General features: G+C 35.6%; 21 protein-coding genes and 1 tRNA gene. 17 read left to right on the top strand and 5 right to left on the bottom strand.

The annotated features are described in order from the left end of the window. The first annotated feature begins 57 nt into the window (after positions 1-57). From K350_RS0102535 to K350_RS0102525, 3 genes are all read left to right on the top strand, one after another. A complete protein-coding gene (locus K350_RS0102535; protein ID WP_028978575.1) occupies positions 58-2,805 on the top strand; it encodes a T9SS type A sorting domain-containing protein in 2,748 nt (915 codons plus the stop codon). Between the two features lie 197 nt (positions 2,806-3,002). Continuing rightward, positions 3,003-4,115: a hypothetical protein gene (locus K350_RS30695; RefSeq protein ID WP_051312785.1), complete on the top strand. Its 1,113-nt coding sequence runs from the start codon at positions 3,003-3,005 to the stop codon at positions 4,113-4,115. Positions 4,116-4,168: 53 nt separating this feature from the next. Further along, positions 4,169-5,533: an amino acid permease gene (locus tag K350_RS0102525; protein WP_028978574.1), complete on the top strand. Its 1,365-nt coding sequence runs from the start codon at positions 4,169-4,171 to the stop codon at positions 5,531-5,533. Between the two features lie 154 nt (positions 5,534-5,687). Here the strand turns inward: K350_RS0102525 and K350_RS27075 are convergent, their stop codons facing one another. The 3 genes from K350_RS27075 to K350_RS0102510 all read right to left on the bottom strand — a co-directional run bounded on the left by K350_RS27075 (position 5,688) and on the right by K350_RS0102510 (position 11,056). Beyond that, the gene (locus K350_RS27075) at positions 5,688-7,097 is read right to left on the bottom strand and encodes an ELWxxDGT repeat protein (RefSeq protein WP_081670851.1); all 1,410 of its coding nucleotides are present in this window, start codon (positions 7,095-7,097) and stop codon (positions 5,688-5,690) included. Beyond that, positions 7,021-7,320, bottom strand: coding sequence for a hypothetical protein (locus K350_RS30690; RefSeq protein WP_051312782.1), 300 nt, complete (start codon positions 7,318-7,320; stop codon positions 7,021-7,023). Before K350_RS30690 ends, K350_RS27075 begins: the two co-directional genes overlap by 77 nt. A gap of 340 nt (positions 7,321-7,660) precedes the next feature. Next, entirely contained in the window at positions 7,661-11,056 is a 3,396-nt protein-coding gene (locus tag K350_RS0102510) for a T9SS type A sorting domain-containing protein (protein WP_028978573.1), read from the bottom strand. A gap of 173 nt (positions 11,057-11,229) precedes the next feature. On the opposite strand from K350_RS0102510, the gene K350_RS0102505 reads away from it, so the two are divergent. The 5 genes from K350_RS0102505 (at position 11,230) to K350_RS0102485 (ending at position 17,446) form a co-directional block, all read left to right on the top strand. Then, positions 11,230-12,348, top strand: coding sequence for a hypothetical protein (locus K350_RS0102505; protein WP_028978572.1), 1,119 nt, complete (start codon positions 11,230-11,232; stop codon positions 12,346-12,348). A 61-nt stretch (positions 12,349-12,409) separates the two neighbouring features. Next, positions 12,410-13,828: an LptF/LptG family permease gene (locus tag K350_RS27070; protein WP_037573601.1), complete on the top strand. Its 1,419-nt coding sequence runs from the start codon at positions 12,410-12,412 to the stop codon at positions 13,826-13,828. 100 nt (positions 13,829-13,928) lie between these two features. Beyond that, a complete protein-coding gene (gene rpsO / locus K350_RS0102495) occupies positions 13,929-14,204 on the top strand; it encodes a 30S ribosomal protein S15 (RefSeq protein WP_028978571.1) in 276 nt (91 codons plus the stop codon). Positions 14,205-14,311: 107 nt separating this feature from the next. Continuing rightward, positions 14,312-16,459, top strand: coding sequence for a polyribonucleotide nucleotidyltransferase (gene pnp / locus K350_RS0102490; RefSeq protein WP_028978570.1), 2,148 nt, complete (start codon positions 14,312-14,314; stop codon positions 16,457-16,459). Positions 16,460-16,582: 123 nt separating this feature from the next. Then, positions 16,583-17,446: a sigma-70 family RNA polymerase sigma factor gene (locus K350_RS0102485; RefSeq protein ID WP_028978569.1), complete on the top strand. Its 864-nt coding sequence runs from the start codon at positions 16,583-16,585 to the stop codon at positions 17,444-17,446. Positions 17,447-17,477: 31 nt separating this feature from the next. Here K350_RS0102485 and K350_RS0102480 read toward each other — a convergent pair whose 3' ends face one another. Further along, positions 17,478-17,951 carry a hypothetical protein gene (locus K350_RS0102480; RefSeq protein ID WP_156026869.1) on the bottom strand — a complete coding sequence of 158 codons (474 nt, stop codon included), beginning with the start codon at positions 17,949-17,951 and terminating at the stop codon, positions 17,478-17,480. 228 nt (positions 17,952-18,179) lie between these two features. Between K350_RS0102480 and trxB the strand changes: the two genes are divergently transcribed. Genes trxB through bshB1 form a run of 3 tightly spaced genes read left to right on the top strand, consistent with a single transcriptional unit; the run spans position 18,180 to position 20,874 of the window. Then, positions 18,180-19,133: a thioredoxin-disulfide reductase gene (gene trxB / locus K350_RS0102475; RefSeq protein WP_028978567.1), complete on the top strand. Its 954-nt coding sequence runs from the start codon at positions 18,180-18,182 to the stop codon at positions 19,131-19,133. Continuing rightward, positions 19,133-20,149 carry a peptidoglycan DD-metalloendopeptidase family protein gene (locus tag K350_RS0102470; protein ID WP_037573598.1) on the top strand — a complete coding sequence of 339 codons (1,017 nt, stop codon included), beginning with the start codon at positions 19,133-19,135 and terminating at the stop codon, positions 20,147-20,149. The genes trxB and K350_RS0102470 overlap by 1 nt, the downstream gene beginning before the upstream one ends. 23 nt (positions 20,150-20,172) lie before the next feature. Beyond that, positions 20,173-20,874, top strand: coding sequence for a bacillithiol biosynthesis deacetylase BshB1 (gene bshB1, locus K350_RS0102465; RefSeq protein WP_028978565.1), 702 nt, complete (start codon positions 20,173-20,175; stop codon positions 20,872-20,874). Positions 20,875-20,885: 11 nt separating this feature from the next. Here bshB1 and pdxH read toward each other — a convergent pair whose 3' ends face one another. Further along, the gene (gene pdxH, locus K350_RS0102460; protein ID WP_028978564.1) at positions 20,886-21,533 is read right to left on the bottom strand and encodes a pyridoxamine 5'-phosphate oxidase; all 648 of its coding nucleotides are present in this window, start codon (positions 21,531-21,533) and stop codon (positions 20,886-20,888) included. A 223-nt stretch (positions 21,534-21,756) separates the two neighbouring features. Here pdxH and K350_RS0102455 point away from each other — a divergent pair, with 223 nt between their 5' ends. The 6 genes from K350_RS0102455 to K350_RS0102430 all read left to right on the top strand — a co-directional run bounded on the left by K350_RS0102455 (position 21,757) and on the right by K350_RS0102430 (position 26,599). Beyond that, positions 21,757-22,299 carry a YqgE/AlgH family protein gene (locus K350_RS0102455; RefSeq protein ID WP_028978563.1) on the top strand — a complete coding sequence of 181 codons (543 nt, stop codon included), beginning with the start codon at positions 21,757-21,759 and terminating at the stop codon, positions 22,297-22,299. Between the two features lie 21 nt (positions 22,300-22,320). Continuing rightward, on the top strand, positions 22,321-24,174 hold the full coding sequence (locus K350_RS27065; RefSeq protein ID WP_037573595.1) for a DUF349 domain-containing protein: 1,854 nt from the start codon (positions 22,321-22,323) through the stop codon (positions 24,172-24,174). 87 nt (positions 24,175-24,261) lie between these two features. Continuing rightward, positions 24,262-24,334: transfer RNA gene (locus K350_RS0102445), tRNA-Thr, on the top strand. 78 nt (positions 24,335-24,412) lie between these two features. Next, the gene (locus tag K350_RS0102440) at positions 24,413-25,882 is read left to right on the top strand and encodes a sensor histidine kinase (protein ID WP_037573592.1); all 1,470 of its coding nucleotides are present in this window, start codon (positions 24,413-24,415) and stop codon (positions 25,880-25,882) included. Between the two features lie 17 nt (positions 25,883-25,899). Beyond that, entirely contained in the window at positions 25,900-26,331 is a 432-nt protein-coding gene (locus tag K350_RS0102435) for a response regulator (protein ID WP_037573591.1), read from the top strand. A 13-nt stretch (positions 26,332-26,344) separates the two neighbouring features. Further along, the gene (locus K350_RS0102430) at positions 26,345-26,599 is read left to right on the top strand and encodes a hypothetical protein (protein ID WP_156026866.1); all 255 of its coding nucleotides are present in this window, start codon (positions 26,345-26,347) and stop codon (positions 26,597-26,599) included. The last annotated feature ends 54 nt before the right edge of the window (positions 26,600-26,653 follow it).

Genomic DNA, 26,653 nt, shown 5'->3' with positions numbered 1-26,653 from the left:
GATTGATTTATAGCTGAATGTGCCAAAGGATTAATTTTTAAATACAACCGCATATTTATGAAAAGAATTTTGCCAGGTAATTCTTTATTGTTTTTGACTCTGACTTTGATAATAAATGTCATTGTTCAGTTCAAAGCCTATTCACAGTTTCCTTTTATTCAAAGGAAAACATGGGATGGTCCATATGATATAAAAATGATAGCAGCTCCCAACCTTGAAGCTGTATACCTGGATCCTACTCAGGCAGCTTTAAGTAAAATCAAGGCAGACAGTGTTATAAAACATTCAACAATGTTAATGTCCGGCAAAAGGTTGGATATTAATAATGCATATAAAGAAGGTACTCCATTTGTTAAATTGTCCGGCCTTACAAAGCAAGCGGTTCAATGCCCTGATATAAACGCTCCTTGTACGGTTGGCTTGCCTACACAAAGCCCTACTACTTCATGCCCTGTAAGATATGGAAGTCCTTCTAAATTGCCTGATGTATTTGTCAGCATGACCTATGCTGATTACGATAACGATCTCACGACTTATAGTTCTTCTATGGCAGAACTTGAAATGTCTCCTTGTTCAGAGATTGAAGCCGCATACCTTTATTGGACCGGAAGTTTGAAAGGATCTAATGATAATATAACATTATATACGCCAACTAAAAGTTATAACGGATCAGGTGATGTCTTTCAAACAAACTCATCGACTTATCCTACAGTTAAATTCAAAATTCCAGGTGGTAATTATGTAAATGTTACAGCTTCTGCACCAAATGTGAGGATTGATGCAAAAAGATACTTATGCGTAGCAGATGTTACTAATCTTGTACAGGGTGTGGGAAGCGGACAGTTTTGGGTTGGAAATATTCAGTCTTATCCAAATGAAAGTTCTGGAGGCTCATGCAGCGGGTGGGTCTTGACTGTTGTTTTCAGATCACCTTTAAGTCCACCGAGATTAATATCATTGTGGGATGGATTACAGAGTGTTGATAAAGGTGATTCTCAAAACTTTGTTTTATCAGGATTACAGGCTCCTGCTACAAATAATTTTAAATCTTATGTTGGCTTTGCCGTTCTGGATGGTGAAAATCTTGCCGCTCAGATAGGTAAGGTAGCCCCTGAAGGCCTTGGCTTTCAAACCAATAGCGGTGGTACTAATTTTGATATTAACCCATATAAAACAGATCAGCCTTTATATAAACTATGGACTGATAACGGGTATCCTGCGAACAGTAATGGCTCTGACAATAAAGATGCGTGCAATAACCCATTGTTTGATGCCAACTGGGCTTCTGTATATGATGGTATATCAAGTTCTCATATCAGCAGCTATAGTGAAAAAAATGGGAAGAATGGAAATGAAATAATAAGATTGCCATCAAACCCCAATACATTAGGATTAGATGCTCATCACATCAAACTGCCGGATGGAGCAGTTGCCCCAGGTGCTACTCAGGCCACTCTAACAGTAAATGCAGGACCTCAGGGGGGAACGAATCCCTTTCTTGCCTATATTGCAATAGAACGTTTGCAACCAAAGCTTACAATGGCTAAATCAGCTGACAAAAATTCAACGGGTTTGAGTACTGATATCACCTATTTGTTAAGAATCAAAAATGAAGGTAACGACAAATCTTTAGGTGGAGATATTATTTATGATACCCTTGATATAGCTACTGACTTTATTGTAGGATCACTTTTGTCAACATCTTATGTAAATGGGATAGCAACAAGCCCTGCAGGAGTCAGCTTATTATCTTCTGCAGGTAATAGGTTAAGGATTTCTGTGACTCAAAGTATTAAATCAGGTGATTCAATAGATATAAGCTTTAAAGTACGTGTAAAAGACTATGCATCAGATTTAAATTTATGGGATGTACAATGTAAAAGATCAATTACCAATACCGCGTACATTGATTATAAAACAATAAGTTCAGGGGTGTTGCAAAGTAAAAGCAATGCAAACGATTGTGGTATAGGATCAGAGACAAAAGTGTTGATATTTGATACCCAGCTTGGTAATTCACTGGTGAAGAAACTTGGACCTTTTGATGCATCAGCATATATGACTGAAGAAGTTATCAAACATTTAAGGTTAGCTTTAATTAATGCAGGTGTAAATACTGCGGATATAATGGATTATGATTTAAGAGATGAGTTTTACAATAGACTAAAAACAGGGGAGACATTTGATGCATCACCAGCAGGACTTAAGTTTTATGCTGTTCGCGATTACGCTACCTCAGGTAATTGTCAAGAGATTTATGAGATAAGCTACTCGTTCAGTATACTGCCAGTTACCTTCCTGTCATTTAAGGGACAACATGAAAATGGAAGAAACGTTCTTTCCTGGTCTACTTTGAATGAAATTAACAACGATCGTTTTATAATTGAAAGGAGCATTAACGGCAGGGAGTTTGAAGCAGTTGGAGTCGTTAAGGGCAGTGGCAATACTTCTTCTATAAGTGAATATTATTTTTCAGATATTGAAGTTAATGAGAATGTATATTATTACAGAATTAAACAGGTTGATGTCAATGGCATGTTTATGCTCAGTTCTGTTATTCAAATTGAAAACAATGTTCCACAATGGCAGATATTTCCCAACCCTAATAATGGTAAGTTCTTTGTGAAATTTTTATCAAAGTCTTTCGACCATATGGAAATATCAGACGCAACTGGAAAAATAATTCAGATGCTCGATTCATCAAGTCCTTCAGAGATTTCAATAGACGGTGTTGAAAGTGGAATATACTTTGCAAGGTTTTATACAACTAACGCAGTATATGTAAAGAAAATCATAGTCTATTAAGTTAAATAATTATTAAGTGAAATAAATCCGAACCAATTATGAAGTTTTTTTAATTGGTCTGCATTTTTCCAATTCTTTTTTATATTAAAAAAAGAACGTCAAGGGCAGAAGTATTATAAAATTATTTTCAGGAATCCCGATTTCCTGTTATTGATCAGTTTCTATTTATTTGCCGGAGAAATCATTATCTTAGGATTATGAGAAACTTCGGCATTTTTTATTTCGCATTATTTGTATTGTCTGCATTATCTCCAGCTCATCTTAAAGCACAAACGATTTCATTAACCAAGATAGCTTCACTAGGCCCGGAAGTTTCCGAAACTTCCGGGCTATTGAATATAGATGGAAGAATATTTACTCACAATGATTCAGGAAATAAAGCTGAATTATATGAGCTTGATACCCTTTCGGGAGCTGTGAAGAGAAAAATTATCGTGGCTAATGCTTCCAATATTGATTGGGAAGATCTTAGCTCAGATGACAATTTTATTTACATTGGTGATTTTGGAAATAATAAAGGTGATCGTAAAAACTTAAGAATATACAGGGTTTCCAGAGAACAACTATTGTTTTCGGAAAACCTGCTTGCAGACACAATCAGTTTTTCTTATAATGATCAGAAGACTTTTTCATCCTCACTTTATTCAACTAATTTTGACGCCGAATCATTTATAGTTGGAGAAAGTAATATTTATGTATTCACTAAAAATTGGGGAAATTTCAAAACAAATATTTACAAATTACCTTCTGCACCCGGCAATTATCAGGCTATTAAGATAGATAGCCTTAATGTAAATGGACTCGTTACTTGTGCAACATATAATGCCAATGATAAAAGTCTCGTACTGGCAGGTTATACTTTTTCAGCTTTTTCAGAAGATTTTTTATGCACAGTTTATTTTGATAAAGGCAATGCAGACTTGTTGCAGAGATTTTCCATTAATAATGCAACTGGCATTCAGATTGAAGGGATATGCCAAAGTGGAAATCATTATTACTTGAGCAATGAAACCTCTTCTGTATTATCCGCAAGTCTTTTTAAAATAAGCCTTCTGGAATTATTGACAGGCTTATCCGCAACTAAAACTAATAAGAATATAATCTCTGGTCCTGTCAATAATTTACTACACATCTTAGACGGCAATAAATATCAAATATCAATTTTTGACAGTTCTGGGAAGAAAATGTTTTATGGGACTTTGTCCTCAATAACAACTCATGATTGGCCCAGAGGTTTGTATATAGCTCATATTATCAATACTGAAATGAACTATACTTCTGTTGAAAAGTTGTTTGTTGGACATGAATAATTAGAGTAAAATCAGATAAATAATAAATGCAGTTTTAATCACTGAATATTATTATGGGGAGAGTTGGCAATAAAGAATCTCATGGGAAAGGTAAAATTGGAGCTTTTTCTCTATGGGCAATTGGCGTTAGTCTTGTAATATCAGGAGAGTCATTTGGATGGAATATTGGATGGAGTTATACCGGTCCATATATCTTTCTTATTCCGTTCTCTATTTCAGCGCTTTTGTATTTTGCTCTGGTGAATTGTCTGGTCGAACTCGCCTGTGTTTATCCTATGGCAGTCGGCCCACATATTTATGTTAAAAATGCTTTTGGAAAATCCTGGGGAGAATTCATCTCACTGGCCTTGCTTATAGAATTTTTATTCGCTACCCCTGCAATTGCTAATTCAATAGGAGAGTATTTAGGATTTCTGAATAATAACCTTGATCATTCGCCTTATATCGCTACTTGCTTCCTGACATTTTTCTGTTTGATAAATCTTTTTGATTTAAGCCTCAGTGTGCTTTTTGCTGTTATTCTAACTATGCTTGCTTTAGTTGAGTTAATGATATATCAGTTCGGTGTTATTCCGTATTTTAATATTTCCAATCTTATAAAAAATAATTATGGAAGTGCAAATCTACTTTCTATCAGCAGGGCATTACCCTTTGCTATATGGATGTTTTTGGCAATAGAGGGCCTTTCCTTATTTACAAGTAAAGTTCGTCAAGACAATTTCAGGAAACATATTTCATTAGGATATTTTATGTCCTTCTGGACCTTACTTGTTTTAGCAGTTTTAATTCTTCTCCTGGCAGGGGCAGGAGTACGCTGGTCTGATGAATCCTGGTCTATTATAAGTAAAGATAGTCATCCCATGCCAGCTTCACTTTCAATGATTATCCCTCCCAATTCAGGATTAGTAAAGGTGTTTACATTTATAGGCTTGTTTGGTCTGATAGCTTCTCTTCAGGGCGTTTCACTTGCAGCAACCATGCAATTAGAACACTTTTTTAAAGGCACTTCACTTAAGGATAAACAAAAACGTCTTTTAGCAACAGTATTAATTTATTGTATTTGTCTGATAGCAGTTTGGGGAAGTCAGACTTCATTTCTTATTGAGTTATCAGTATTAGGAGCTGTGAGTATGTATTTCGCAATCAGTCTCAGCCTTTTAAGACTTCGGTCTCTCGGAGAAAGTAATTCTCAGTCAATTCTGGAAGGAAAGAGTGTTGAATCTAACCTAAATTATACTCATAATGATTTTAATAAAACAAAATCTACAATGTTTGCATTAATAGCTTTATTGATATCATTTGCTTGTATTATTATTTTAAGCTATAATCTACCTATTGCAGCAGGCTTATTTTTTATACTGATTATAATTTTTGGAATAAAATATTTTAATGCAAAAGTCAATAAAATTGAAGTTTAATTATTTCTTGGAAATTAATAAATGTAACAGGTAGTCCTGAAGGTAAATGTTAAATTACTTCTGAATCGAAGTGTTTATAGTATCCGCTTTTTTAATATCATTTATCACCTGTTATCAGGTCTTACCTGTTACATTTAGGTATTTTTGAAAAGGCTTATTGAGCTATTACAAGCTTTCCTTTTCCAATTATATTTCCATTAGTTTTAATCTGGTAAACATACAATCCACTGTTAAGATTGTTACCATTAAACTGGAATGTTCCAGATGTTGTCTCGAATGAATTTACTATATTACCTGTAATGTCCAGAATATCTACTTTAGCAGCAGAAGCATCTTCGTTGAAGATGATATTAACTTCGCTTCCATTATTTAAAATGTTTGGAGCCAACACTGCGCTAATTGTTTCAACAGGAGTTGTATTAGCTGACGTTCTTGCAGAAGACAATACTTTAACACTCCAAAGTTCTCTTCCGAAATCTGGATTAGTTGCAGAGAAGAATAGATCATCGTTGGATACAACAAAATCTTGAGGATTTGATGAACCTGCGCCTTGGCTGATATCATCAAGAAGCAAAGTACCTTCTGCATTTCCATTGCTAGTCCATATTTCAGCACCTTGAACTGCAGTCTCAGCTCTGAAGTATAATGCATTATTAAAGATAGTTAAGAAAGAAGGTGTACTTGAAGCTATACCTGGATTGATATCTTTTAACAAAGTTGTTCCAGCACTAGTACCATTTGATTTCCAAAGTTCTGTTCCGAAATCAGGAGTTGTAGCTCTGAAATAAATTGTATCACCCCAAACTTTCATCTGGTCAGGTGTTGAGGAAGCATTTCCAGGATTGATGTCTTTTACTAATACTGTTCCTGCAGCATTGCCATTTGTTTTCCAAAGCTCAGATCCATTTACACCATCATTCGCTCTGAAATACATTACCTGATTAAGTTTAACAAAATATGCTGGATCTGAAGAGGCTGCACCTGGATTGATGTCTATTACTAGTGATGAAACTTCTGTAATAGCATCCATTTTCCAAAGTTCATTTCCATGAGTTCCGTCATTTGCAGTAAAGTATAAATCTCCGAATGAAAATTTTAATACTGAAGGATTAGAAGAAGCAATACCAGGATTTATATCGATAACGAGCACTGTTCCTGCACTTGTCCCGTCTGATCTCCATAGCTCAGTTCCTTCGTCTTTTGTTGTGGCCTTGAAATAAACTTTATCACCGATAAGAGTAAAGCCAGTTGGTCTTGAAGATCCTGATCCTTCGTTGATATCTTTTAATAATTTAGTTCCATTTGGTGTGCCGTCAGTAATCCATAATTCACGACTGATAGCACTTTTATAGGCAGAAAAATAAACTAAATTCTCTATTACTTTTATATCTGTTGGTTCAGAAGAAGCAATACCTGAATTGATATCTTTCAAAAGAACAGTTCCGTTTTTGGTTCCGTTGCTTTTCCATAGTTCGATACCTTTGTCACTAGTGGCTGCAGTAAAAAAGCAAGGTACCTTTGAAATTAACAAGCTTTGGAGCGTCAATAGTAGGGGTAAATCCATTTTTTAACATAACAGTGCCATTGGCAGTTCCGTTACTTTTCCATAGCTCAGTGTTGTTATTCACCATGAAATATACTGTTCCATTAATGTTAACAATTGATGATGGAGATGACCCAGTAGAACCATTTTCAATATCAAGTACCATGTTGGTTGCTACCTGTGCTTTGGAGGCAATGCTGGTAAACATGAATGCCATTGAGAGTGCGATAAATGGTTTTTTCATAATGTGAGATTAAGAAGGTTAAGTAATGCTCAAAATTATGAACCAGGATTTTGAATTCAGGAAAGGAATTATCAAGTGTTGGTTATTGAATTATTATAAAATTCAGAAGCTAATGTTATTGGAAAGCTTAAAATGGATTGATTAAAGTTCTTTGGAAGCCTTGCTATTATGCATCTTCAGAGGTATGACTTTGAGGGATTTATGATAAAAAAAAACTAGCAATAATCATGGAAAGATCCTTGCAAAGTTAAATATAAATGAAGCTTTCTAAGCTAAAATTTTAATATGTTTTATAATAAAAAAACCGGTTTAAAAACCGGTTTTTTTATTTAAGATACTTTTATCTGTTTTTAATTAACTTATATCTTTCTATAGTATCTCCTATAGTTAGCTCCAGAATATAAACACCACTAGGTAATGATTCTCCAAATGTTAATTTACCGTTTCCTGAGATCGATATTCCACCTTCAATTAATGATCCTGAGATAGAATAAACGTTTAATAAACCTCGGTTGTCGGAAGGATTATTGAACTGGATATTGAAACTATTTTCAGTTGGATTTGGATATATTTTAAGAGAATGATCAGAATGATGATTAATGCTTCTTACTGGAGAGAAGTAGAAATCCCCGTTGTAGTCCACTTGTTTTAGTCTATAATAAACTAAACCTTGAGAAGAGATTAAATCTGTAAAAGAATATGAAAGTACAGAGTTGGAATTACCTCCGGCTTTGACACTGCCTAAATCTTCATAATTTATTCCATCATATGATTTCTGAATAATAAAATGAGAAGCATCTCTTTCAGTTGCAGTTTGCCAGCTTAACAAAGCCACACCATTATTTTCGGAAATATTAAAGCTCAACAACTGAACAGGAAGTACGCAGTTGACACTGTTAACATCAACTGTCTTAGTAACAGAATAGACAGCTCCAAAACTCAGGTCATCCATTGCAAAAGCATTAGGAAGGTTATTTGCCGGCTGGTTTACACTTCTCAATTCGAGATCAACAGGTCCTGTTGTATTTGCCGTCCATGTAGCTGTTATGTTATGCCAATTGTTATCAAGAGGCAATTTTATGTATTGTACGAATTGATTGTTTATATATAAGGCAAGTTTTGTAGTTTTTGCCCCATTAGGGTAAATGGCACTGGCAGAAGTATCCGGGCTTGCTTTTGTGAATTCATTTAAGGCATTAGTAAACCATCCTGAAAATCCAAATTCCTTTCCATTTGTTACATATACAGAGGCTCTGTATGCTACTATTCTAGTGGCATCATACCTGGAATCACCCATAAAATAATTCGGTGTTGCTGTCCCTGTCGTATGGTCGTTGACGCTCTTGTAAAATACAGGAGAAGTAGTTGGTACTGGTCCTACAGCATAATTACCCGGATTCATTGCTGAAGTTGCATTGGCAGCAGTATAGGTTGTTGAGAAACCTGTATTTCCCTGAGAAAAATCACCATTTACAATTTGGTTGCTGAAAATGAATTTGGCAGAAGCTGTAAACTGTGTACTTTTGGATGTCTCCGATTTTGCTTTTGTGATAATATTTGTTGGGCTCTTAATAGCATTAGTAGTTCCGGGTGTACCCAATGTTGTATTTCTCCAGTACTGGAATATTCCGTTCGTCGTCGCATTTAACGTTACCGAATCACCGGTGCAGGCACTTACTGTTGCTGATATATCAAAACAGTCTTTGATTGTGATCGTAATTGTATCTTTCTGAGTGCCCGGAGCCCCGAACGATATGTCGTCTAGAGCAAAATCATGTCCTCCCGTTGCACTTCCCTGGAATATTTCAGAAAGTTTAAGTTTGACATTTCCACTGTTGGAGCCAGAGTTCCAGACGGTACTGATTTTTTGCCATAAACCCACTGTTGCACTTAAAACAGGAGTAGATGCAAATGCAGGAACATCGTTAATATAAAGCATTATTTGAGGCAATGGATTACTTGCAACATTGGTTGCATTATTATTTATTCCTGTTACTCCCGGAGGAATCACATAACCAGCGTCTCCTTCTGCGTTAAAATTGGTGACCCATGCAGCAAATTCGTAATTGGTATTAGGCTCCACAATTACATCCTGGCTCCAAAGGTATTTGTTTTGGCCAGGTATAGGTCCTTCTTTGGAATCAACATACAAAAACTTTCCGGTACCTGTAGTGTGGTCTTCAATGGGCAACCAAGCCTGAAAACCTGGCCAAAAGACGTAATTATTTATTGTGTAGTTTCCCACACCTATCGTAAGAGCTTTTCGTGCCGGGTATCCGATTGCATAATTTGGCGTAGTAGAAGTAGCTCCTGATGGATCTTTAAATATGTAATAGGCACTTGGATTTATCTGTACATTGCCTAATTCAAAATCACCATTTATAATTTGGTTTCCCACTGGAACTTCTCCTACAACAGGAATCTTGTAAGTTCCGGTAGCGGTTGGGCTCCATGTAGGAGTAGGAGAAGTTGTACTGCTAAGATTAGTCACAGGTGGTCCCCAGGTAACAGGACCTGTAGCACCCTTTGCAAGCAGGTTTACTGTTTCGCCAAGACAAACAGGGGATGTTTTATCAGCCTCAGCAAATAATATTCTTTTTTGAATCCACATTTGGTCGTTTTTTATACAACTTGTTTTGGAGATATGGGTACTGCCTTCTGCCACCTCAACGGTATATTTTCCAAATGCTGAAACTGTTATGGAGTTCTTTCCTGTGCCTTCAAAAGATGCTCCCAAAGGAAGTCCATCTTTATACCATTTGTAATAAAACCCAGTCTGCAGGGGTGTAGACAATGTAATATTGGGTGGAATTGAAGTAACAATATTGGAACCTGTACTACTCTTGACAGCGGGTTGGGTTACATTGGCAGGCACACAGCAACCTGTTGAATTAGGAGTGATTGTAATTGCTTCAGCAGGGCAAAGGGTTGTAATGTTTAGATCAAAAATCCCGGGCACTTTGTTCGTTTGGCCAGATATAGTTTTTGCTGATGTTCCATAATTTACTGTAGTAGTTCCACCTATAGTATAAGTAGATGAAATAGGTGCAGCATTACTAAACCATTCAAAGCCGCTAACCTGCTTGCTTCCAAGTTTTTCTGTTCCATCCGTTGTAATTACTCTTATTGTTCCAGATCCTGCACCAGCCGTAATTCCTTGTTCAGAGGGTGTTTTCATAACAGGAATTGTTACAAGGAAGATAGTATTATCACTAGTTGGTTTCAATTCGGAACATTTAGCATAATACCATTGAGAATAACTACCACCAGCAGCTACTTTAAAACTAAACTCATCGGTCGCACTGCAGGCACTATACATTTTGACTGCTATTGTCAATGAATTTAGTCTGAAATCAGTTGTTGTGGTATAAGGTAATGAAAAAGGGATTGTGTTATCATTCACGCCTCCCATACTTCCAACATTTGTGGGTGCAGTTGGTCCACCCGAATTTTTGACTTGCTTTTGGAAATAAAACGTTTCTGATGCCCCTAATGGTCCAGGATATGTCATTTCATAACCATTCCCAAGTTTAAGTGTATCATTCACAGTTGGAGTCAAATCAAACCAGAAGAAGTCGGTATTGGCTGTCGGTGTAGCATTTATTTTTACCTGAGGCTGTTGGCCAGGACACTGATTTACAATTGTATAAGGTTCAAGTGAGCATTGCGCAAATCCTTCATTGGCAAAGAATATGTACAATAACAGACATACTGAGGCAAGTAAACTCCTTTTCATATACTAATACTCATGATTTGATAGATATTCCAAATATAAGAAAATAAGGAAAATGTTTACCGCTTTTAAGATGACTAATTATTTATAATGAAAGCATAAATTTGGTTATAGTTTTAAATATTTGGTTTGTAGTGTGTTGTGTATTACATTCGTGACTTCAACCAAGCTATACTATGGAAACAAGATTTTTATTTTGGTCAATAATTTTTGTTGGCCTATCAATACCTGATAGGGTATTTGCTTTACTCACCCCTGGTGATATTGCAATTGTCGAATACAACGCCACTGATCCTGATGGTTTTTCTTTTCTTTTATTAACAGATATTCCAGAAGGTGAAGTGATTTATTTTACCGATTGTGGCTGGTCTGTTTCTGGTGCATTCAGAGAGAGCGAGGGGTTAATTCAATATACCGTTCCGGTTGGTGGTTTAAGCAAAGGGTATATAGTCTCTTTCAGTTTTGATAAGAGAAATGAAAATGGTTTTACAACCACTGGAGTAAATGGTTTTTTCGGATTGTCTAAAGAAGGAGATCAGATTCTCGCATTTCAGGGCAGTTATACAACTCCAGTTTTTCTTTTCGGCCTGAATAATCTAGAAGATAAATGGCAGGACGATGCCATAACAACTAATTCTTCAGCATTACCTCCTGGATTGGAAATTGGAAAAACAGCTATTAGTCTGAAAGGGAATACCAATGCGTCATTCAACTGCTCTTATATAGTAAAGGATAAAGAGAAATTGCTTGGAAACATCGCTAATCCTTCATGCTGGGATTATTCTTCTTCAAGAATAACACAGGCATCTGAATGTAGTTACTCTGTTTTGCCCATTAATATTATAAGTTTTGAAGTGGAACAGTCTGGTAAAGATGCAATTATTACAATTCAAACGACAGGTATAGATTCTTATCCAGCTTCTCTGGAAATTGAAAGGTCCTCAGACGGTTATTATTTCGAACGGATTGAGTTGGGAATTAATGATTTCTCAGTAGAAAGAAATGAGATTCGGATCTTAGATCATAATATTCAAAACTCAGTTTATTACAGAGTTTATTTTGATAGTGCTCTAAAAGGTGTAAAGTTCCTGGAAAAAGAAGGGAGATTGGATAGTGGTTTAGGTAAGTTTGAATTGTATTCTATTGATGGACAATTAATTACTAGAGAGTATATCTATCCAGAAGAACTAGAGGTTAATCTGATTTGTTTAACCGAAAAACTTAATGAGGGAATTTATTTAGGCTTTTTTTCAAATAATAATGAAAAAAAAGTCGTCAGGAAAATATATAAATAGTAGTTTTGCCCCGATTTTTAATAATCGATAATTTAATAATACTTTAAAAAATAGTTTCTTAATGAAGAAGCTGGATAAATTGATACTTACGGCTTTTTTAGGCCCTTTTTTTTTAACATTTGTAGTTGTAGTCTTTATATTACTTACACAGTATCTTCTTAAATACCTGGAGGATTTTGTAGGTAAAGATCTTGGGTTTAGTGTTTTTGCCGAGCTGATATTTTATTTTAGTTTGAATATGGTACCGGTAGCATTGCCGTTAGCTATATTGCTCTCTTCTTTAATGACATTCGGAAACCTGGGAGAACATTTTGAACTCACAGCTATAAAAAGTGCAGGCATTTCACTTACCAGAGCACTTTTACCAATAGGATTTATAGTAATTCTGTTGTCAGTAGTTGCTTTCTTTTTTAATAATAATATTGTACCCAAAGCAAATTTAAAAGCTTATAGTCTCCTATATGATATCCGACAGAAGAAGCCTGCGTTGGACTTCAAAGAAGGTGCTTTTTATAATGGATTGCCAGGTTATAGCATAAAGGTAAGTAAAAAGTTTCCTGATGGCCGGACGCTTAAAAACCTTATGATTTATGATCATAGTCAGGGAAAAGGTAATACAGACCTGATTATTGCAGATTCGGGAAAAATGTACATGGCTTATAATGACAAGTACCTGATTCTTGAATTATTTAATGGCAAAAACTTTTCAGAAACACAGGATAACGAACGTCCCCAGGGCTATACTTTTTTAAGAAATGAGTTCAAGAAGAGTAAAATGGTATTTAGTCTGGAATCCTTTGAGCTAAACAGGACAAAGGAGGAATTATTTGCTACTAATAAGCTGATGTTGAATGTGTCTGAACTGCAAAAGACCTCTGATTCACTTCGAAATGAAAAAAAGAATATAGAAAAAAGCTTGGAGGGAAATGTTAAACCTTACTATAGTTTTCACACCAGACAAGACAGTGTTGCAAGGAATGTATCAAAAGCCCAAGCAATTAATGTAAACGATTCTTTGGTAAAGGCAAATAAACAACAGATACTAAATCGAGCTGTTAATCAAGCAAGAAGCATCAAAGCATTTACTTCAACCCATGTAGAAAGGCTATATCATCTAACAAAAGATTCTAACATATTTGAAATCGAAAAGTACAGGAAATATACGCAATCCCTGGCATGCATTATCATGTTCCTTATAGGCGCTCCGCTTGGAGCTATCATAAAAAAAGGAGGATTCGGAATTCCAGTGCTAATTTCCATTATTTTCTTTATACTTTTTTACGTCCTATCGATAATGGGAGAGAAGTGGGCAAAAGAAAGTCTCGTAGAGGTGCCGATAGGTATGTGGTGGGCCAATTTTATGCTATTTCCAGTTGGGCTGTTCTTTTGGTATAAAGCAAGAAAAGATTCAAGATTGTTTGAAACTGATATCTATACTCCCTTAATTTCAGGGTTTAAAAAGATTTTTAAGAAGAAGTAGATTGAAATTTAATATTCAATAATATGTTTGTATATTAAAATGTAGTTTTATATCTTTGCGGTTTATTAAATCGGAATAATAAGTAGACAAATAAAAAGGCATGTATTTAAGCACAGAAAAAAAACAGGAGATCTTTAAACAAAACAGCAAAGAAAAATCTGCTAAGGATACTGGTTCATCTGAATCTCAAATTGCTCTTTTCACTCATAGAATCAATTATTTGACAGGGCACTTGAAAACTCATCCAAAAGACTTTTCTACAAGATTAGGACTGTTAAAGCTTGTTGGTAAAAGAAGAAGAATTTTGGATTATTTGCAAAAAGTTGATATTGATCGTTACAGGGCAATAATCGCTGAGCACAATTTGAGAAAATAAAAAATTGAGGGGATTCGGTCGAATTCCCTCTTTTTGTTATTTGCTTCGCTATTTTTAATGTCAACCAAATCTGATTTTTAATTCACAAGAGTTTTATAAAATTAAAGATGTCGTTAAACGTAATTAGGAAAAATATTCCTTTAGAAGACGGAAGAGTTATTTCCATAGAAACAGGAAAATTGGCAAAACAGGCAGATGGTTCTGTGGTAGTGAGATTGGGAGATACGATGCTTCTTGCTACTGTAGTTTCTGCTATAGAGGTAAAAGAAGGTGTAGATTTTATGCCTTTATCAGTTGATTATCAGGAGAAATTTGCTTCTGCAGGGAAAATCCCAGGAGGCTTTTTAAAGAGGGAAGGAAAACTGAGTGATATGGAAGTTTTGATCTCAAGGCTAGTAGACAGAGCCATGAGACCACTGTTTCCCGATGATTATCATGCTGACACTCAGGTTAACATTAGCCTAATTTCAGCTGACAAGGAGGCGTTGCCGGATTGTCTTGCCGCTCTAGCAGCTTCTGCCGCTATGGCAGTTTCAGATATTCCTTTCAACGGTCCTATTTCTGAAGTTAGAGTTATAAGAAAAGAAGGGAAATTTTTGATTAATCCAACTCCTGCTCAAATGGCAGGGGCCGAACTGGATCTTATTGTAGGCGCTTCTTATGACAATATTGTTATGGTGGAAGGAGAAATGAACGAAGTGTCCGAATCGGTCATGCTGGAGGCTTTAAAAATTGCTCACGATGCAATCAAAGTCCATTGCACAGTTCTTAAAGAACTTGAAGCTGAAGCTGGTAAAACAAAAAAGAGGGAGTATTGCCATGAAGTAAATAGTGCAGAACTTAAAGAAAGAATGCACAAAGAACTTTATGATAAAGTATATGCTGTTGCAAAACAGGGAAATGCCAATAAAGCCGTAAGAGGTGAATCTTTTAAGGCTATTAAGAAGGCATTTGTAGAGTCTTTACCCGAAGATCATACTGAAGATCTAAAATTGATCAGTAAATATTACCATGATATAGAGAAAGAGGCTGTACGAAACATGGTTTTAGATGAGAGGTTAAGGTTAGATAATAGAAAGCTTGATGAAATTAGACCAATTTGGAGTGAAGTAGATTACCTTCCTTCAGCTCATGGTTCGGCTATATTTACTAGGGGAGAAACTCAGTCTCTCACTACTGCAACCTTGGGGACCAAGCTGGACGAACAAATGATCGACAGTGCAATGGTTTCAGGTACCAACAAGTTTATGCTTCATTATAATTTCCCTGGATTTTCTACAGGTGAAGTTAAACCTAACAGAGGACCAGGAAGAAGGGAAGTTGGGCATGGAAACCTTGCTCTTAGAGCTTTGAAAAAGGTATTACCTCCGGAATCTGAAAATCCTTACACCATCCGTATCGTTTCTGATATTTTGGAATCTAATGGGTCATCTTCAATGGCGACTGTTTGTGCTGGTACTCTGGCTCTAATGGATGCCGGAGTGCAAATTAAAGCACCTGTATCAGGTATTGCTATGGGATTGATCTCTGATTACAAAACAGGCAGATGGGCAGTTCTTTCTGATATTCTTGGTGACGAAGATCATCTTGGTGATATGGACTTTAAAGTGACTGGAACCGAGCAGGGAATTACGGCATGTCAGATGGATATGAAAGTTGAAGGTTTGTCCTATGAAATACTTGAAAAAGCTTTGGAGCAGGCTAAAAACGGAAGACTTCATATTCTTAATGAGATTAAGAAAACTCTTGATGCTCCAAAACCTGATCTAAAACCTCATACTCCTAGATCTTTTGCGATAAGAATTCCTAAAGATATGATTGGTGCTGTAATCGGTCCTGGAGGAAAAGTAGTTCAGGAAATACAAAAAGTTACTGGCGCGACGTTGATTATTGAAGAAGTTGAGGATGGAGGTTTGGTTAATGTTTTTGCAAAAGATAAAGAAGTGATGGACAAGGCTGTGAAGTGGGTAAAAGGAATCGTTGCTATTCCTGAGGTAGGAGAGGTTTATCAAGGTAAAGTTAAGTCTATAATGCCTTTTGGAGCTTTTGTTGAGTTTATGCCAGGTAAAGACGGCTTACTTCACATTTCTGAAATTAAATGGGAGAGATTAGAAAATATGGAGGGAGTTTTAGAAGTTGGAGAAGAAGTTAAGGTTAAACTAGTGGAAGTTGACAAAAAAACTGGTAAATTCAGATTATCACGCAAAGTATTGATACCTAAGCCGGAGAAAAAAGAATCAGAACAAAGCAAATAAAGTTCGTCTAATAAGAATAGAATTTTATAACTAAAGCAAAAAAAAAATCGTTTCACAGATTAAATTTTGCACTTGATTTTCGCTTAATTTTGTCATCTATACAAGCATAAATAACCCAATTTAATGAGACAGCTTAAGATAAGCAAACAGATTACCAACAGGGAAAGCCAGTCACTTGACAAATATCTTCAGGAGATTGGAAAGGTAGATCTACTTACCCCTGATGAAGAAGTGGAACTGGCGAAGAGAATCAGAGAAGGTGATCAGTTAGCTTTGGAAAAGCTTACAAAGGCAAACCTTAGGTTCGTTGTTTCTGTTGCAAAACAGTATCAAAATCAAGGACTTTCCCTTGGTGATTTGATTAATGAAGGAAATCTGGGTCTCATTAAAGCTGCTCAGAGATTTGATGAAACGAGAGGTTTTAAGTTTATTTCCTATGCTGTATGGTGGATTCGTCAATCAATTCTTCAGGCTTTGGCCGAACAATCAAGAATTGTAAGACTTCCTTTAAACAGAGTCGGTTCTTTAAATAAAATATCCAAAACATTTTCTGATCTTGAGCAAAAATATGAGAGAGAGCCTTCTCCTGACGAACTTGCTGAAGTATTAGAGGTAAGTACTTCTGAAGTTGTTGATACTCTGAAAATTTCAGGTCGTCATGTTTCTATGGATGCACCTTTTGTTCAGGGAGAAGAGAATAGCCTTCTTGATGTCTTGGAAAATGACAGCGAAGTTACCCCAGATTCGGAATTAATGAATGACTCTTTGAGAAAAGAGGTTCAGAGAGCGCTATCTACACTGACACAGCGTGAAGCCGATGTAATTACTCTTTATTTCGGTCTTAATGGAGAACATTCAATGACATTGGAAGAGATTGGTGAGAAATTCAATCTTACAAGAGAGAGAGTGCGTCAGATTAAAGAAAAAGCAATAAGAAGATTAAGGCATACTTCAAGAAGCAAAGCACTTAAACCTTACTTAGGTTAAAAAAATTAAAAAAGCCCTATATGGGCTTTTTTTAATTCCTTTTTACGACCTTTTGCTTATTCACATCTATTACTTTACGTACCTTGCCCTTATTGATTAGTTGTATGTAGGTGAGTCGCCCTTTATTATCATATCTGTGTACTTCTTCACCTTTTTTGGTTTTAGTGAATTTATATACTAGTTTACCTCTTTCATTATATCTTTTTATTAAAACTTTTTTATCTGGTTTTTCTTCTTTTATAGGCCAGATTTTAGAGTAACTTCTTGATTTTTCATAGGATCGCCTTTTTCCATTCTCATAAAATTCCCTGTATTTTACTCGATTGCCGATTATATCATTGTTTGCAGTCGGTCTTCTGATAATTATTTCCCGCTTCACAATCTTTTTCTTTCCATTATCATGATTTTCTTTAGTGTTAACGACTGTTCTTTTTTTACATGAGTATGAAAAAAAGGATACAAAAAGTAGTATTAAGAGGATTAAAATATGTCTTGTTGATTTCATCTTATAATATTTTGGCATTCTATACTTATCTGTACTTCATATAAAAACAACCTGAGAATTTGTAAACTTGTTAAACTTATGTTGAAATACCTTGACTGTAATGTGATTTAGAAATGTAATTACTATGTTATTTAATTGAGGTGATGGAACTTTATACAAGTAGATCTGGTTTTGGATTAATAGGGATTTTTCACGAAATTCACAGCCTTAAAATTTCACGTTTTTGTTATGGCAGAAGAAAAAGTAGGGTGTCTCATCATTGGCTCCGGTCCTGCAGGATATACTGCGGCAATATATTCAGCAAGAGCTGGTTTAAAACCTGTATTGTACCAGGGAGCTCAGCCCGGAGGGCAGTTAATGATTACTAATGAAGTGGAAAATTATCCAGGATATCCTGAAGGTGTACTTGGTCCGAAGATGATGGAGGATTTCCAGAAACAAGCATCAAGATTCGGTACTGACATTAGATTTGGTATGGCTACTTCTGTAGATTTTACTGGACCTGTACATAAAGTAATTATAGACGAATCTCATTTGATTCATGCAGACGTTGTTATTGTTTCTACTGGAGCCTCAGCAAAATGGCTGGGATTAGAATCTGAAGCGAGATTAAACGGAAGAGGAGTTTCCGCTTGTGCAGTTTGCGATGGATTCTTTTTCAGAGGTAAAGATGTGGCTGTTGTCGGGGCCGGTGATACTGCATGTGAAGAGGCTGTATATCTTTCGAAGCTTTGCAGAAAAGTATATCTACTTGTCAGAAGAGATACTATGCGGGCTTCGCAAATCATGCAAAAAAGAGTATTAAACACTCCTAATATCGAGGTATTGTGGAACTCTGAAACCCATGAAATATTAGGTGAAGAAGAAGTGGAAGGTATGAGAGTGAAGAATGTCCAAACAGGAGCATTAACAGATATTACTGTTCAGGGATTTTTCGTTGCCATAGGTCATAAACCTAATACAGACATATTTAAAGGCTGGTTGGATCTTGATGACAACGGATATATCAATACATTACCAGGTAGTAGTAAAACGAATATTGAAGGTGTCTTCGCTTGTGGCGATGCACAGGATCATATATACAGACAAGCAGTAACAGCAGCCGGTTCAGGTTGCATGGCAGCTCTTGATGCTGAAAGATATCTTGCCGCTAAAGAAGCAGAAGAGGAAACAGTTAAATAATGCAGAATAAAAAGTGCTATTCACTTTTGATAATCCTATTCTTTTTTTCCTATAAAGGTTTTTCCCAGGAAAAAAAGAATAAGGATTTCTTAAATGTAAAAACTCCATCCATTGAGTACTCAGTACCAGAAGCAGGCAAGATACTTTTTGACGAAGAATTTGTCGATACCACAAATACTGATGAAAATGCTATATTCTTTGACCCTCAAAGGGAACCTGAACTCGTTAGCGAAGATACTACCGATATTGATGAAGGTGAAACAAGCATAATTGAGGTAGCTGAACAGTTGAAAGTAGATTCTATATGGGTTACTATTGCGGAATATTATTCCATTTGGGATTCCAGAAGCGTGAATCCATACAAACGTGATGGAGCCAAGTTTTCAGATACTTTAAATATTAGTTTATACGACTCTCTAGGAGGTTTCAATTGGTCAATGCCTCTGATTGGTTGTCATATTACTTCCGATTTCGGTATGCGCCATTCCAGATGGCATTATGGAACAGATTTAAAGCTTGAGATTGGAGATCCAGTTGTGGCTTGTTTCGATGGTATTGTCAGAATAAATCAATATAATGCTGGTGGTTATGGGAATTATGTAATGGTAAGACATTACAATGGCCTTGAAACGCTTTATGGTCACCTTTCAAAATCTCATGTTACTGTAGGGCAATTAGTAAAAGCAGGAGAACTTTTGGGAGATGGAGGAAATACAGGGAGAAGTTCGGGACCTCACTTGCATTTTGAGGTGCGATACGAGGGTAATGCAATTAATCCTGAAGAACTTTATGATTTTCCTATGAATACTTTAAAATCAAAAATATTTGAGCTTAATCCTTCTCATTTTGAATATTTAAGAGAAGCGAGAAAGGTATTCTATCATAGAGTGAGATCTGGGGAGTCTTTAGGCACAATAAGTCGGAAATACAGAGTGTCTGTTAGTACTATCTGTAAACTGAATGGTATTTCATCAAGAACTACTCTTAAGGTTGGCCGAAAACTTAGAATTAGATAAAAATATAATTGCTTACAAGATCTATGAAGTTAGATATGCTTGTGCTTTCGGCACACCCTGATGATGCGGAGTTGGCTTGTTCGGGGACAATACTCAGGCATATTGAAATGGGGAAAAAAGTAGGTCTGGTAGATCTTACCCGTGGTCAATTAGGTACCAGAGGTACCCCTGAAATTAGGGACATGGAAGCAGAAGCAGCTGCAAGTGTACTTGGACTGGCAGCTAGGGAAAACCTTGGGTTTGAAGATGGATTTTTTACTGAAGATAAAGAACATCTAATTGCTATTATTAAAGCAATTAGAAAGTATCAGCCTGAGATTATAATTACCAATGCCTTACACGACAGGCACCCCGATCATGGAAGAGCTTCAGATTTGGTATCCAGAGCAAGTTTTCTTTCTGGGCTTGTAAAAATTGAAACAGGACAGAATGCTTGGAGGGCCAGGAATGTGTACCACTATATTCAGGATAGGTATATAAAACCAGATTTGATAGTGGATGTAACTCCTTATTGGGAACAAAAAATAAAAACGATCAAAGCATTTCAAAGTCAGTTCTTCAATCCGGGAAGTGTAGAACCAGGTACTTATATATCTTCGCCGGAATTTTTATTGTTTATTGAAGCTAGAGCCTTGGAGTTCGGCCATTCTATAGGTGTAAAGTACGGTGAAGGATTTACATCTGAAAGGAATGTTGGAATTAACAATATGTTTGATCTCCTGTAATAGCTTTGTTATTAAGGAGCCAGTCTTCCTTTAGTCCAGCCGTTGTTTTCTCTTTGATAAAATAACCTGTCATGCAACCTTCCTGATCGTCCTTGCCAAAACTCAAAATATTCTGGAATGATCCTGTATCCACCCCAATTGTCAGGCCTTGTTACTTCTTTGTTTTCATGATCAACCAGGGCCTTTTCAAACATTAAATCCAAGTCATCTCTGGAAGAAATAATTTTACTTTGAGGAGATATTATTGCTCCAATCTGTGAGGCTTTAGGCCTGGAATAAAAATACTTATCAGATTCTTCAGTACTTACTTTTACAACCTTTCCTTCGATCCTTACCTGACGCTCTAATTCTGGCCAGAAGAACAAAGCAGCAGCAAATGGATTCTCTGCCACAGACAAGCCTTTTTTACTATCATAATTTGTGAAAAATACCAAACCATCGTCCAATCCTTTTAAGAGGACTATCCTTGAAGAAGGTCTGCATTGACTATCGCATGTGGATAATGTCATGGCAGTAGGTTCATACAAATTACTTTTTACAGCCAGATCTAACCATTCTTGAAATTGGTCTATTGGATTTTCTTTAAGATCAGACTCAGATAGTATTTTAAGTTTATAATCGTTTCTGATGTCTGATAAATTTTGCTCCTGTTTGCTCATATAAATTTGGTTGCAAAACAAATGCTGGTAAGGCATGTTTTTTAATTCAGAATTGAAGTTAGCCATTAAATATGAATTTACTAATAATATCTTTTAACTAAATATGAAAAACTTGCAATGTACCCTTAGTACTTGTATAATTGTTATAGTATGATAAATTGAATGATATTTATTAAATAGCTGATATCAAACATTTTCAGATAAAAAGAATTTTGATTAACGAATGTTGAAGATAGGTAATGTTATAATATCGGAGCCATACTTGGGTGATGACAACTTTGAACGAACAGTAATCATCATGTGTGAATATGGTGAATCAGGAGCTCTTGGGCTTGTACTTAACAAGCCTACGATTATTACGCTCAATTCTGTTTTGGAAAGTGTAAATTCGGAAGAGCTTTTGTATATTGGAGGACCTGTCGCACAGGATTCGCTTCATTTCATTTTCAGAAACAATTATAATATCGAAGGGGCAGTGAAGTTAGGAGATAATTTGTACTGGGGCGGAAATTTTGAACAAGTGTTGGACTTATTTAATAACAACCTTGCCAATGCCGAAGACTTCAGATTTTTTCTGGGGTATTCAGGATGGGAAGGAGGACAGCTGGAGAATGAGTTTAAAGCAAATTCATGGATTGTAAGCCATGTTGAAACGGAGGATATATTTGAAATTGAACCCGCTAATCTATGGCGGGAAATATTGAAGAGTATGGGTGGTAAATACAAGATGTTATCTAATTATCCTATTGATCCAAGATTGAATTAAAAATTTTTAAAAGGTAATACCATGAGCAAGGAAAAAGAACTTTTGGGAAATGACAAGATAAAGGAAGTTGGAAAGGTCGGAGAGGTGGCTACTCCTGTAAAATCTATGATAGATGAAATGGATGTTCATGATGAAGAACATGGCCATGAACATATCAGTGATTTATCACAACTTTCAAAAGAAGATTTGCTAAAGATGCTTGAAGGCATGAAGCTCGATGAAAATCTAAGCAAAGCATCAGCAATGCTGAAGCAAATTAAGTATCACTATGATCATTTGCTGGAAGTGGAAAAGAATGAAGCATTGAGTAAATTCCTTGCCAATGGTGGAGAAGAAACTGATTTTGACTATAGAAGAGATAATGTGAGTTTGAAGTTTGATAAGCAATATGATCAGCTTCGTCATAAATTATCTGAACATTTTCTTAATCTTGAAAAGGATAAAGAAAAAAATCTGACTAAGAAGAATGAGTTACTTGATAAGCTCCGGACTTTGATTTCTGCTGAAGAAACTCAGACAAGTATTACTTCTTTAAAGGAGATTCAGGAAGAGTGGAGAAAAATCGGTTCTGTACCTGCGGCTCAGACTCAGGAGATTTGGGCTAACTACAATGCATTGGTAGAGCGTTTTTACAATAACAGAAGTATATATTTTGAATTGAAGGAGCTAGACAGAAAGAAAAATCTAGAAGCTAAAATCGAAATATGTGAGAAAGCTGAAAGTCTTGCTGAATCTGGGCAAACAGTAAATGCTCTAATCAGGGAACTTAAAGTTTTACATGAGGAATTCAGAAATATAGGACCGGTTCCGAAGGAAGATCAGGAAGTTCTTTGGAATAGGTTTAAAGTAGCCTCTGATAAAATTTACGAAAAACGCGGCGAATACTATAAGGAGCTTAGAGAACGTCAAGAACAAAATCTGGAAGTTAAAATAAAACTAGCCGAAGCCATTGCTGGGTTTACCCAATTCCAGACTAGTAGAATTGAAGAGTGGAAACAAAAGACTGCAGAATTGCTGGAACTACAGGAGAAGTGGAAACAAGCGGGTGGAGTTCCTCAAGACAAAGGAAAAGAAATATCAAAAAAATTCTGGAGTGCGTGTAAATCCTTTTTCCATAACAAAGAAGTATTTTTCAAACACCTTGAGGTAGAAAAAGAAGAAAACCTTAAGAAGAAAATCGCTTTGTGTGAGCGTGCAGAAGTATTAAAGGATCAGACTGATTTTAGTGGAACAGCTACTGAGTTGAAAAATCTTCAGAAAGAATGGGAAGCTATCGGACCAGTGCCAATAAAAGAAAAAGAACCTATTTTTAAACGTTTTAAAGCTGCTTGCGATCATTTCTTTAATAAGAAAAGAGAATTGCAGGCTGAACATGAAAAAGAGTTTAAAGATAATCTGGATAAGAAAAATGCTCTCATTCAAAAATTGGAAGGCCTCAATTCTGATAATAATTCAAATCCGGACGATTTAAAGGTTATCCAGGATGAATGGAAAAAAATAGGTTTTGTTCCTAAAACGGAAATGAAAGATATCAATGCAAGATATCAGAGAGCAGTTGATAATTTCCTCGGACATCTTGAAGGAGATAAGTCTGAAGTTGACAAGTTAAAATTAAGTCTTCAGATAAATGCTTTGAAAACAAATCCTGAAGGTGGAAAAAAACTTTACCAAAAAGAGAAAGAAATTCATCGTAAAATTTCGGTCCTTAAACAAGAAATTGATCGTTTGAATACCAATCTTGAATTTTTTGCAAAATCTGCTGCAGCTGACAAGCTAAAAAAAGAATTTTATTCAAAAATTGAATCTGCTCAAAATGAGATAGATGAGCTGAAAAGTCAGTTGAAAATGATAAAAGATGCAGAAAATGATAAATAATTTTTTCGAAATGTTTTGGATATTTCGAAAAGTCCTATACTTTTGCACTCGCTTTTAAGGCAAACGAAAAAGCAAAAACAAAGTAAAGCCTCCATAGCTCAGCTGGTAGAGCAACTGACTTGTAATCAGTAGGTCGTTGGTTCGATTCCGACTGGGGGCTCTCAAAGGCATCTACATAACTTGTAGATGCCTTTTTTGTTTTAAAACATTTACAATATTTCCATGTTATATATTGTTTATGAAACTTAGATTATCCGGTAAAATAATAGCTAGTTTTTCTCTGATCATCATTTTTTCTTTTATCAGTTTTGGTGTCAACCTTAAACTTTCTTCAGATGTGAACAGGGACACAGAATACCTTACCAAATCGGAGGCTATTATCCGTAATTCTGCTAAAATTCATAAGAGTATTCTTGAGATGCAGTCTAATTTCAGAGGCTACTTGCTTACTGAGAATAAGTCATTTTTGGATCCTTATTATTCAAGTATAAAAGAGATGTCAGGTATTGTGGATGAGCAGCGTAAGCTCATCTCAGATTCTCCTAAACAGGTAAAAAGATTTAATGAAATTCAAAAACTTCATAATCAATGGTTGACATATGCAAATACCCTTATTGAAGCTAAGTTCAAGCAAATAGATCCTAAAATAATTTCGAAAGAATATGAAATTCTCTTTGAACAGAAATTGAGAAAAGAATTCGGAAAAAAAATGACGGATGAAATTTCTTATAAATTCAGAGAGTTTGATAAAGCTGAATACCGAGTTAGAAAGGCCAGAAGGGAGAAGTTGAGTGAGTCTATAGCAATTGCTAAAAAAGTTACAATGCTTTTGGCAATTATCACGATATCAGTTGGGGTACTAAGTGCTTTTTATATCACCCATATTATCATTAAAAGAATCAAATCTATGGTTAGACTTGCAGATAATATCTCTAAAGGGAGATTTGAGGCGATTGAAGATTTAGAAAAAGATGAATTGTCCCAATTGTCAGATTCTTTAAATGTTATGTCAGAGAAGCTAAAAAAGAGCTTTTCAGAGTTGGACAACTATGCTTATGTAGTTTCTCATGATTTGAAAGTACCTTTAAGGGGAATATACAATCTAGCACATTGGATGGAGGAAGATTACGGAAATGAATTATCCCCTGAGATGCATAAATATCTGGACAAGCTGAAAGGAAGGGTTGAACGGATGGAAAGCCTAATAAATGGTTTGTTGGAATATTCTAAAATAGGAAGAACCAGTCAGCCTCTGGAGCAAGTTAATATGAATGAACTGCTGGTTGACATTGTAGATTCTATTGTTCCCGAAGATTTTGAAGTGAGACTATCCGATAATCTTCCTGTGATTTTTACTGAGAGGTTAAGAATTCAGCAAGTATTTTCTAATCTTATAAGCAATTCAGTGAAGTATAAAGGTAACAAATCAGGGCTTATAACGATTACTTCAAAAGAGGTTTCTGATGGTTTTGAGTTTACCGTTGAAGATAATGGTGTTGGAATATCTCCTGAATATCACAATAAAATTTTTGGATTATTTCAGACTTTGCGTGAAAAGCATGAAGTAGAAAGCACTGGCATTGGATTATCAATTGTGAAAAAAATTATAGAAGACAACAAGGGAAGTATAAGAGTAGTCTCTGATGAAGGAGTGGGAGCTTCCTTTATTTTTAAATGGCCTGCCATTAAAGTGGTCTCGCCAGTATAAACTAACTAGTAATTATTATGAGAGAAATTTCAATTTTATTAATAGAAGATGACGAGTTGGATGTGATCAGTTTTGAGCGTGCATTAAAAAAAATAAATCTTCCAATTGTTTTACATACAGCTTTTAATGGAATCGAAGCACTTGATCTTTTAAAAGGCAAACGGAGGATTTCTACTCCGGATATCATCGTACTGGATCTCAATATGCCTAAAATGAATGGTGGTGAATTTCTTGCAGAATTAAGAAAAGACAATACATTTAATGATGTTAAGATATTCATTATGACTACTTCCAATGAAGATAGGGATAGAAGCAGGGGGGATGAGTTTGGTGTTTCCGGTTATATTATCAAACCACTTAATTTTAATGAAAATACTAAAAGGAATGTGTCAATGGATAATTTTATGCATTTCCAAATAATGAAAATGGTGGGAGATCAATTGAATTAATCTGTATAGAGCGATGATACTTTTACACGGTGGTTTTACTTTTGAAATGTTATGGGGAATTCTCGCTGTCTATTTTTTCTTTATCGGTATTCCCGTTTATCTGACTTTATTCTTTAGTCTGAAGCGTACTTCATTGTATGTCAATAATGTGAGAAACAAAGGAACATGGGTAAATATTTCTTACTCTTTAGGAGTCCTTCTTCTGTCCATCATCACCTTATTAATTTTAGGTGGTGGCTTTATATTCTTTCAAGTAACTTTTGATTGAAAAGCCTTACCTATTTTCCCGTCAAATAATATCCATTGGATTAGTAATCAGATT

The sequence above is a fragment of the Sporocytophaga myxococcoides DSM 11118 genome (genome assembly GCF_000426725.1).
GTDB lineage: Bacteria > Bacteroidota > Bacteroidia > Cytophagales > Cytophagaceae > Sporocytophaga > Sporocytophaga myxococcoides.
This window is presented reverse-complemented; position numbering and strand designations above follow the sequence as displayed.

Excerpts from the sequence above, each read along its gene's own strand:
- K350_RS0102485 (WP_028978569.1), top strand. The coding sequence starts at position 16,583 with ATGAGACAGCTTAAGATAAGCAAACAGATTACCAACAGGGAAAGCCAG.
- K350_RS30695 (WP_051312785.1), top strand. The coding sequence starts at position 3,003 with ATGAGAAACTTCGGCATTTTTTATTTCGCATTATTTGTATTGTCTGCA.
- K350_RS0102470 (WP_037573598.1), top strand. The coding sequence starts at position 19,133 with ATGCAGAATAAAAAGTGCTATTCACTTTTGATAATCCTATTCTTTTTT.
- pnp (WP_028978570.1), top strand. The coding sequence starts at position 14,312 with ATGTCGTTAAACGTAATTAGGAAAAATATTCCTTTAGAAGACGGAAGA.
- K350_RS27065 (WP_037573595.1), top strand. The coding sequence starts at position 22,321 with ATGAGCAAGGAAAAAGAACTTTTGGGAAATGACAAGATAAAGGAAGTT.
- rpsO (WP_028978571.1), top strand. The coding sequence starts at position 13,929 with ATGTATTTAAGCACAGAAAAAAAACAGGAGATCTTTAAACAAAACAGC.
- bshB1 (WP_028978565.1), top strand. The coding sequence starts at position 20,173 with ATGAAGTTAGATATGCTTGTGCTTTCGGCACACCCTGATGATGCGGAG.
- K350_RS0102510 (WP_028978573.1), bottom strand. The coding sequence starts at position 11,056 with ATGAAAAGGAGTTTACTTGCCTCAGTATGTCTGTTATTGTACATATTC.
- K350_RS27075 (WP_081670851.1), bottom strand. The coding sequence starts at position 7,097 with ATGGATTTACCCCTACTATTGACGCTCCAAAGCTTGTTAATTTCAAAG.
- K350_RS0102440 (WP_037573592.1), top strand. The coding sequence starts at position 24,413 with ATGAAACTTAGATTATCCGGTAAAATAATAGCTAGTTTTTCTCTGATC.
- K350_RS0102535 (WP_028978575.1), top strand. The coding sequence starts at position 58 with ATGAAAAGAATTTTGCCAGGTAATTCTTTATTGTTTTTGACTCTGACT.
- K350_RS0102455 (WP_028978563.1), top strand. The coding sequence starts at position 21,757 with ATGTTGAAGATAGGTAATGTTATAATATCGGAGCCATACTTGGGTGAT.
- K350_RS0102505 (WP_028978572.1), top strand. The coding sequence starts at position 11,230 with ATGGAAACAAGATTTTTATTTTGGTCAATAATTTTTGTTGGCCTATCA.
- K350_RS0102435 (WP_037573591.1), top strand. The coding sequence starts at position 25,900 with ATGAGAGAAATTTCAATTTTATTAATAGAAGATGACGAGTTGGATGTG.
- pdxH (WP_028978564.1), bottom strand. The coding sequence starts at position 21,533 with ATGAGCAAACAGGAGCAAAATTTATCAGACATCAGAAACGATTATAAA.
- K350_RS0102480 (WP_156026869.1), bottom strand. The coding sequence starts at position 17,951 with ATGAAATCAACAAGACATATTTTAATCCTCTTAATACTACTTTTTGTA.
- K350_RS30690 (WP_051312782.1), bottom strand. The coding sequence starts at position 7,320 with ATGAAAAAACCATTTATCGCACTCTCAATGGCATTCATGTTTACCAGC.
- K350_RS0102430 (WP_156026866.1), top strand. The coding sequence starts at position 26,345 with ATGATACTTTTACACGGTGGTTTTACTTTTGAAATGTTATGGGGAATT.
- K350_RS0102525 (WP_028978574.1), top strand. The coding sequence starts at position 4,169 with ATGGGGAGAGTTGGCAATAAAGAATCTCATGGGAAAGGTAAAATTGGA.
- trxB (WP_028978567.1), top strand. The coding sequence starts at position 18,180 with ATGGCAGAAGAAAAAGTAGGGTGTCTCATCATTGGCTCCGGTCCTGCA.
- K350_RS27070 (WP_037573601.1), top strand. The coding sequence starts at position 12,410 with ATGAAGAAGCTGGATAAATTGATACTTACGGCTTTTTTAGGCCCTTTT.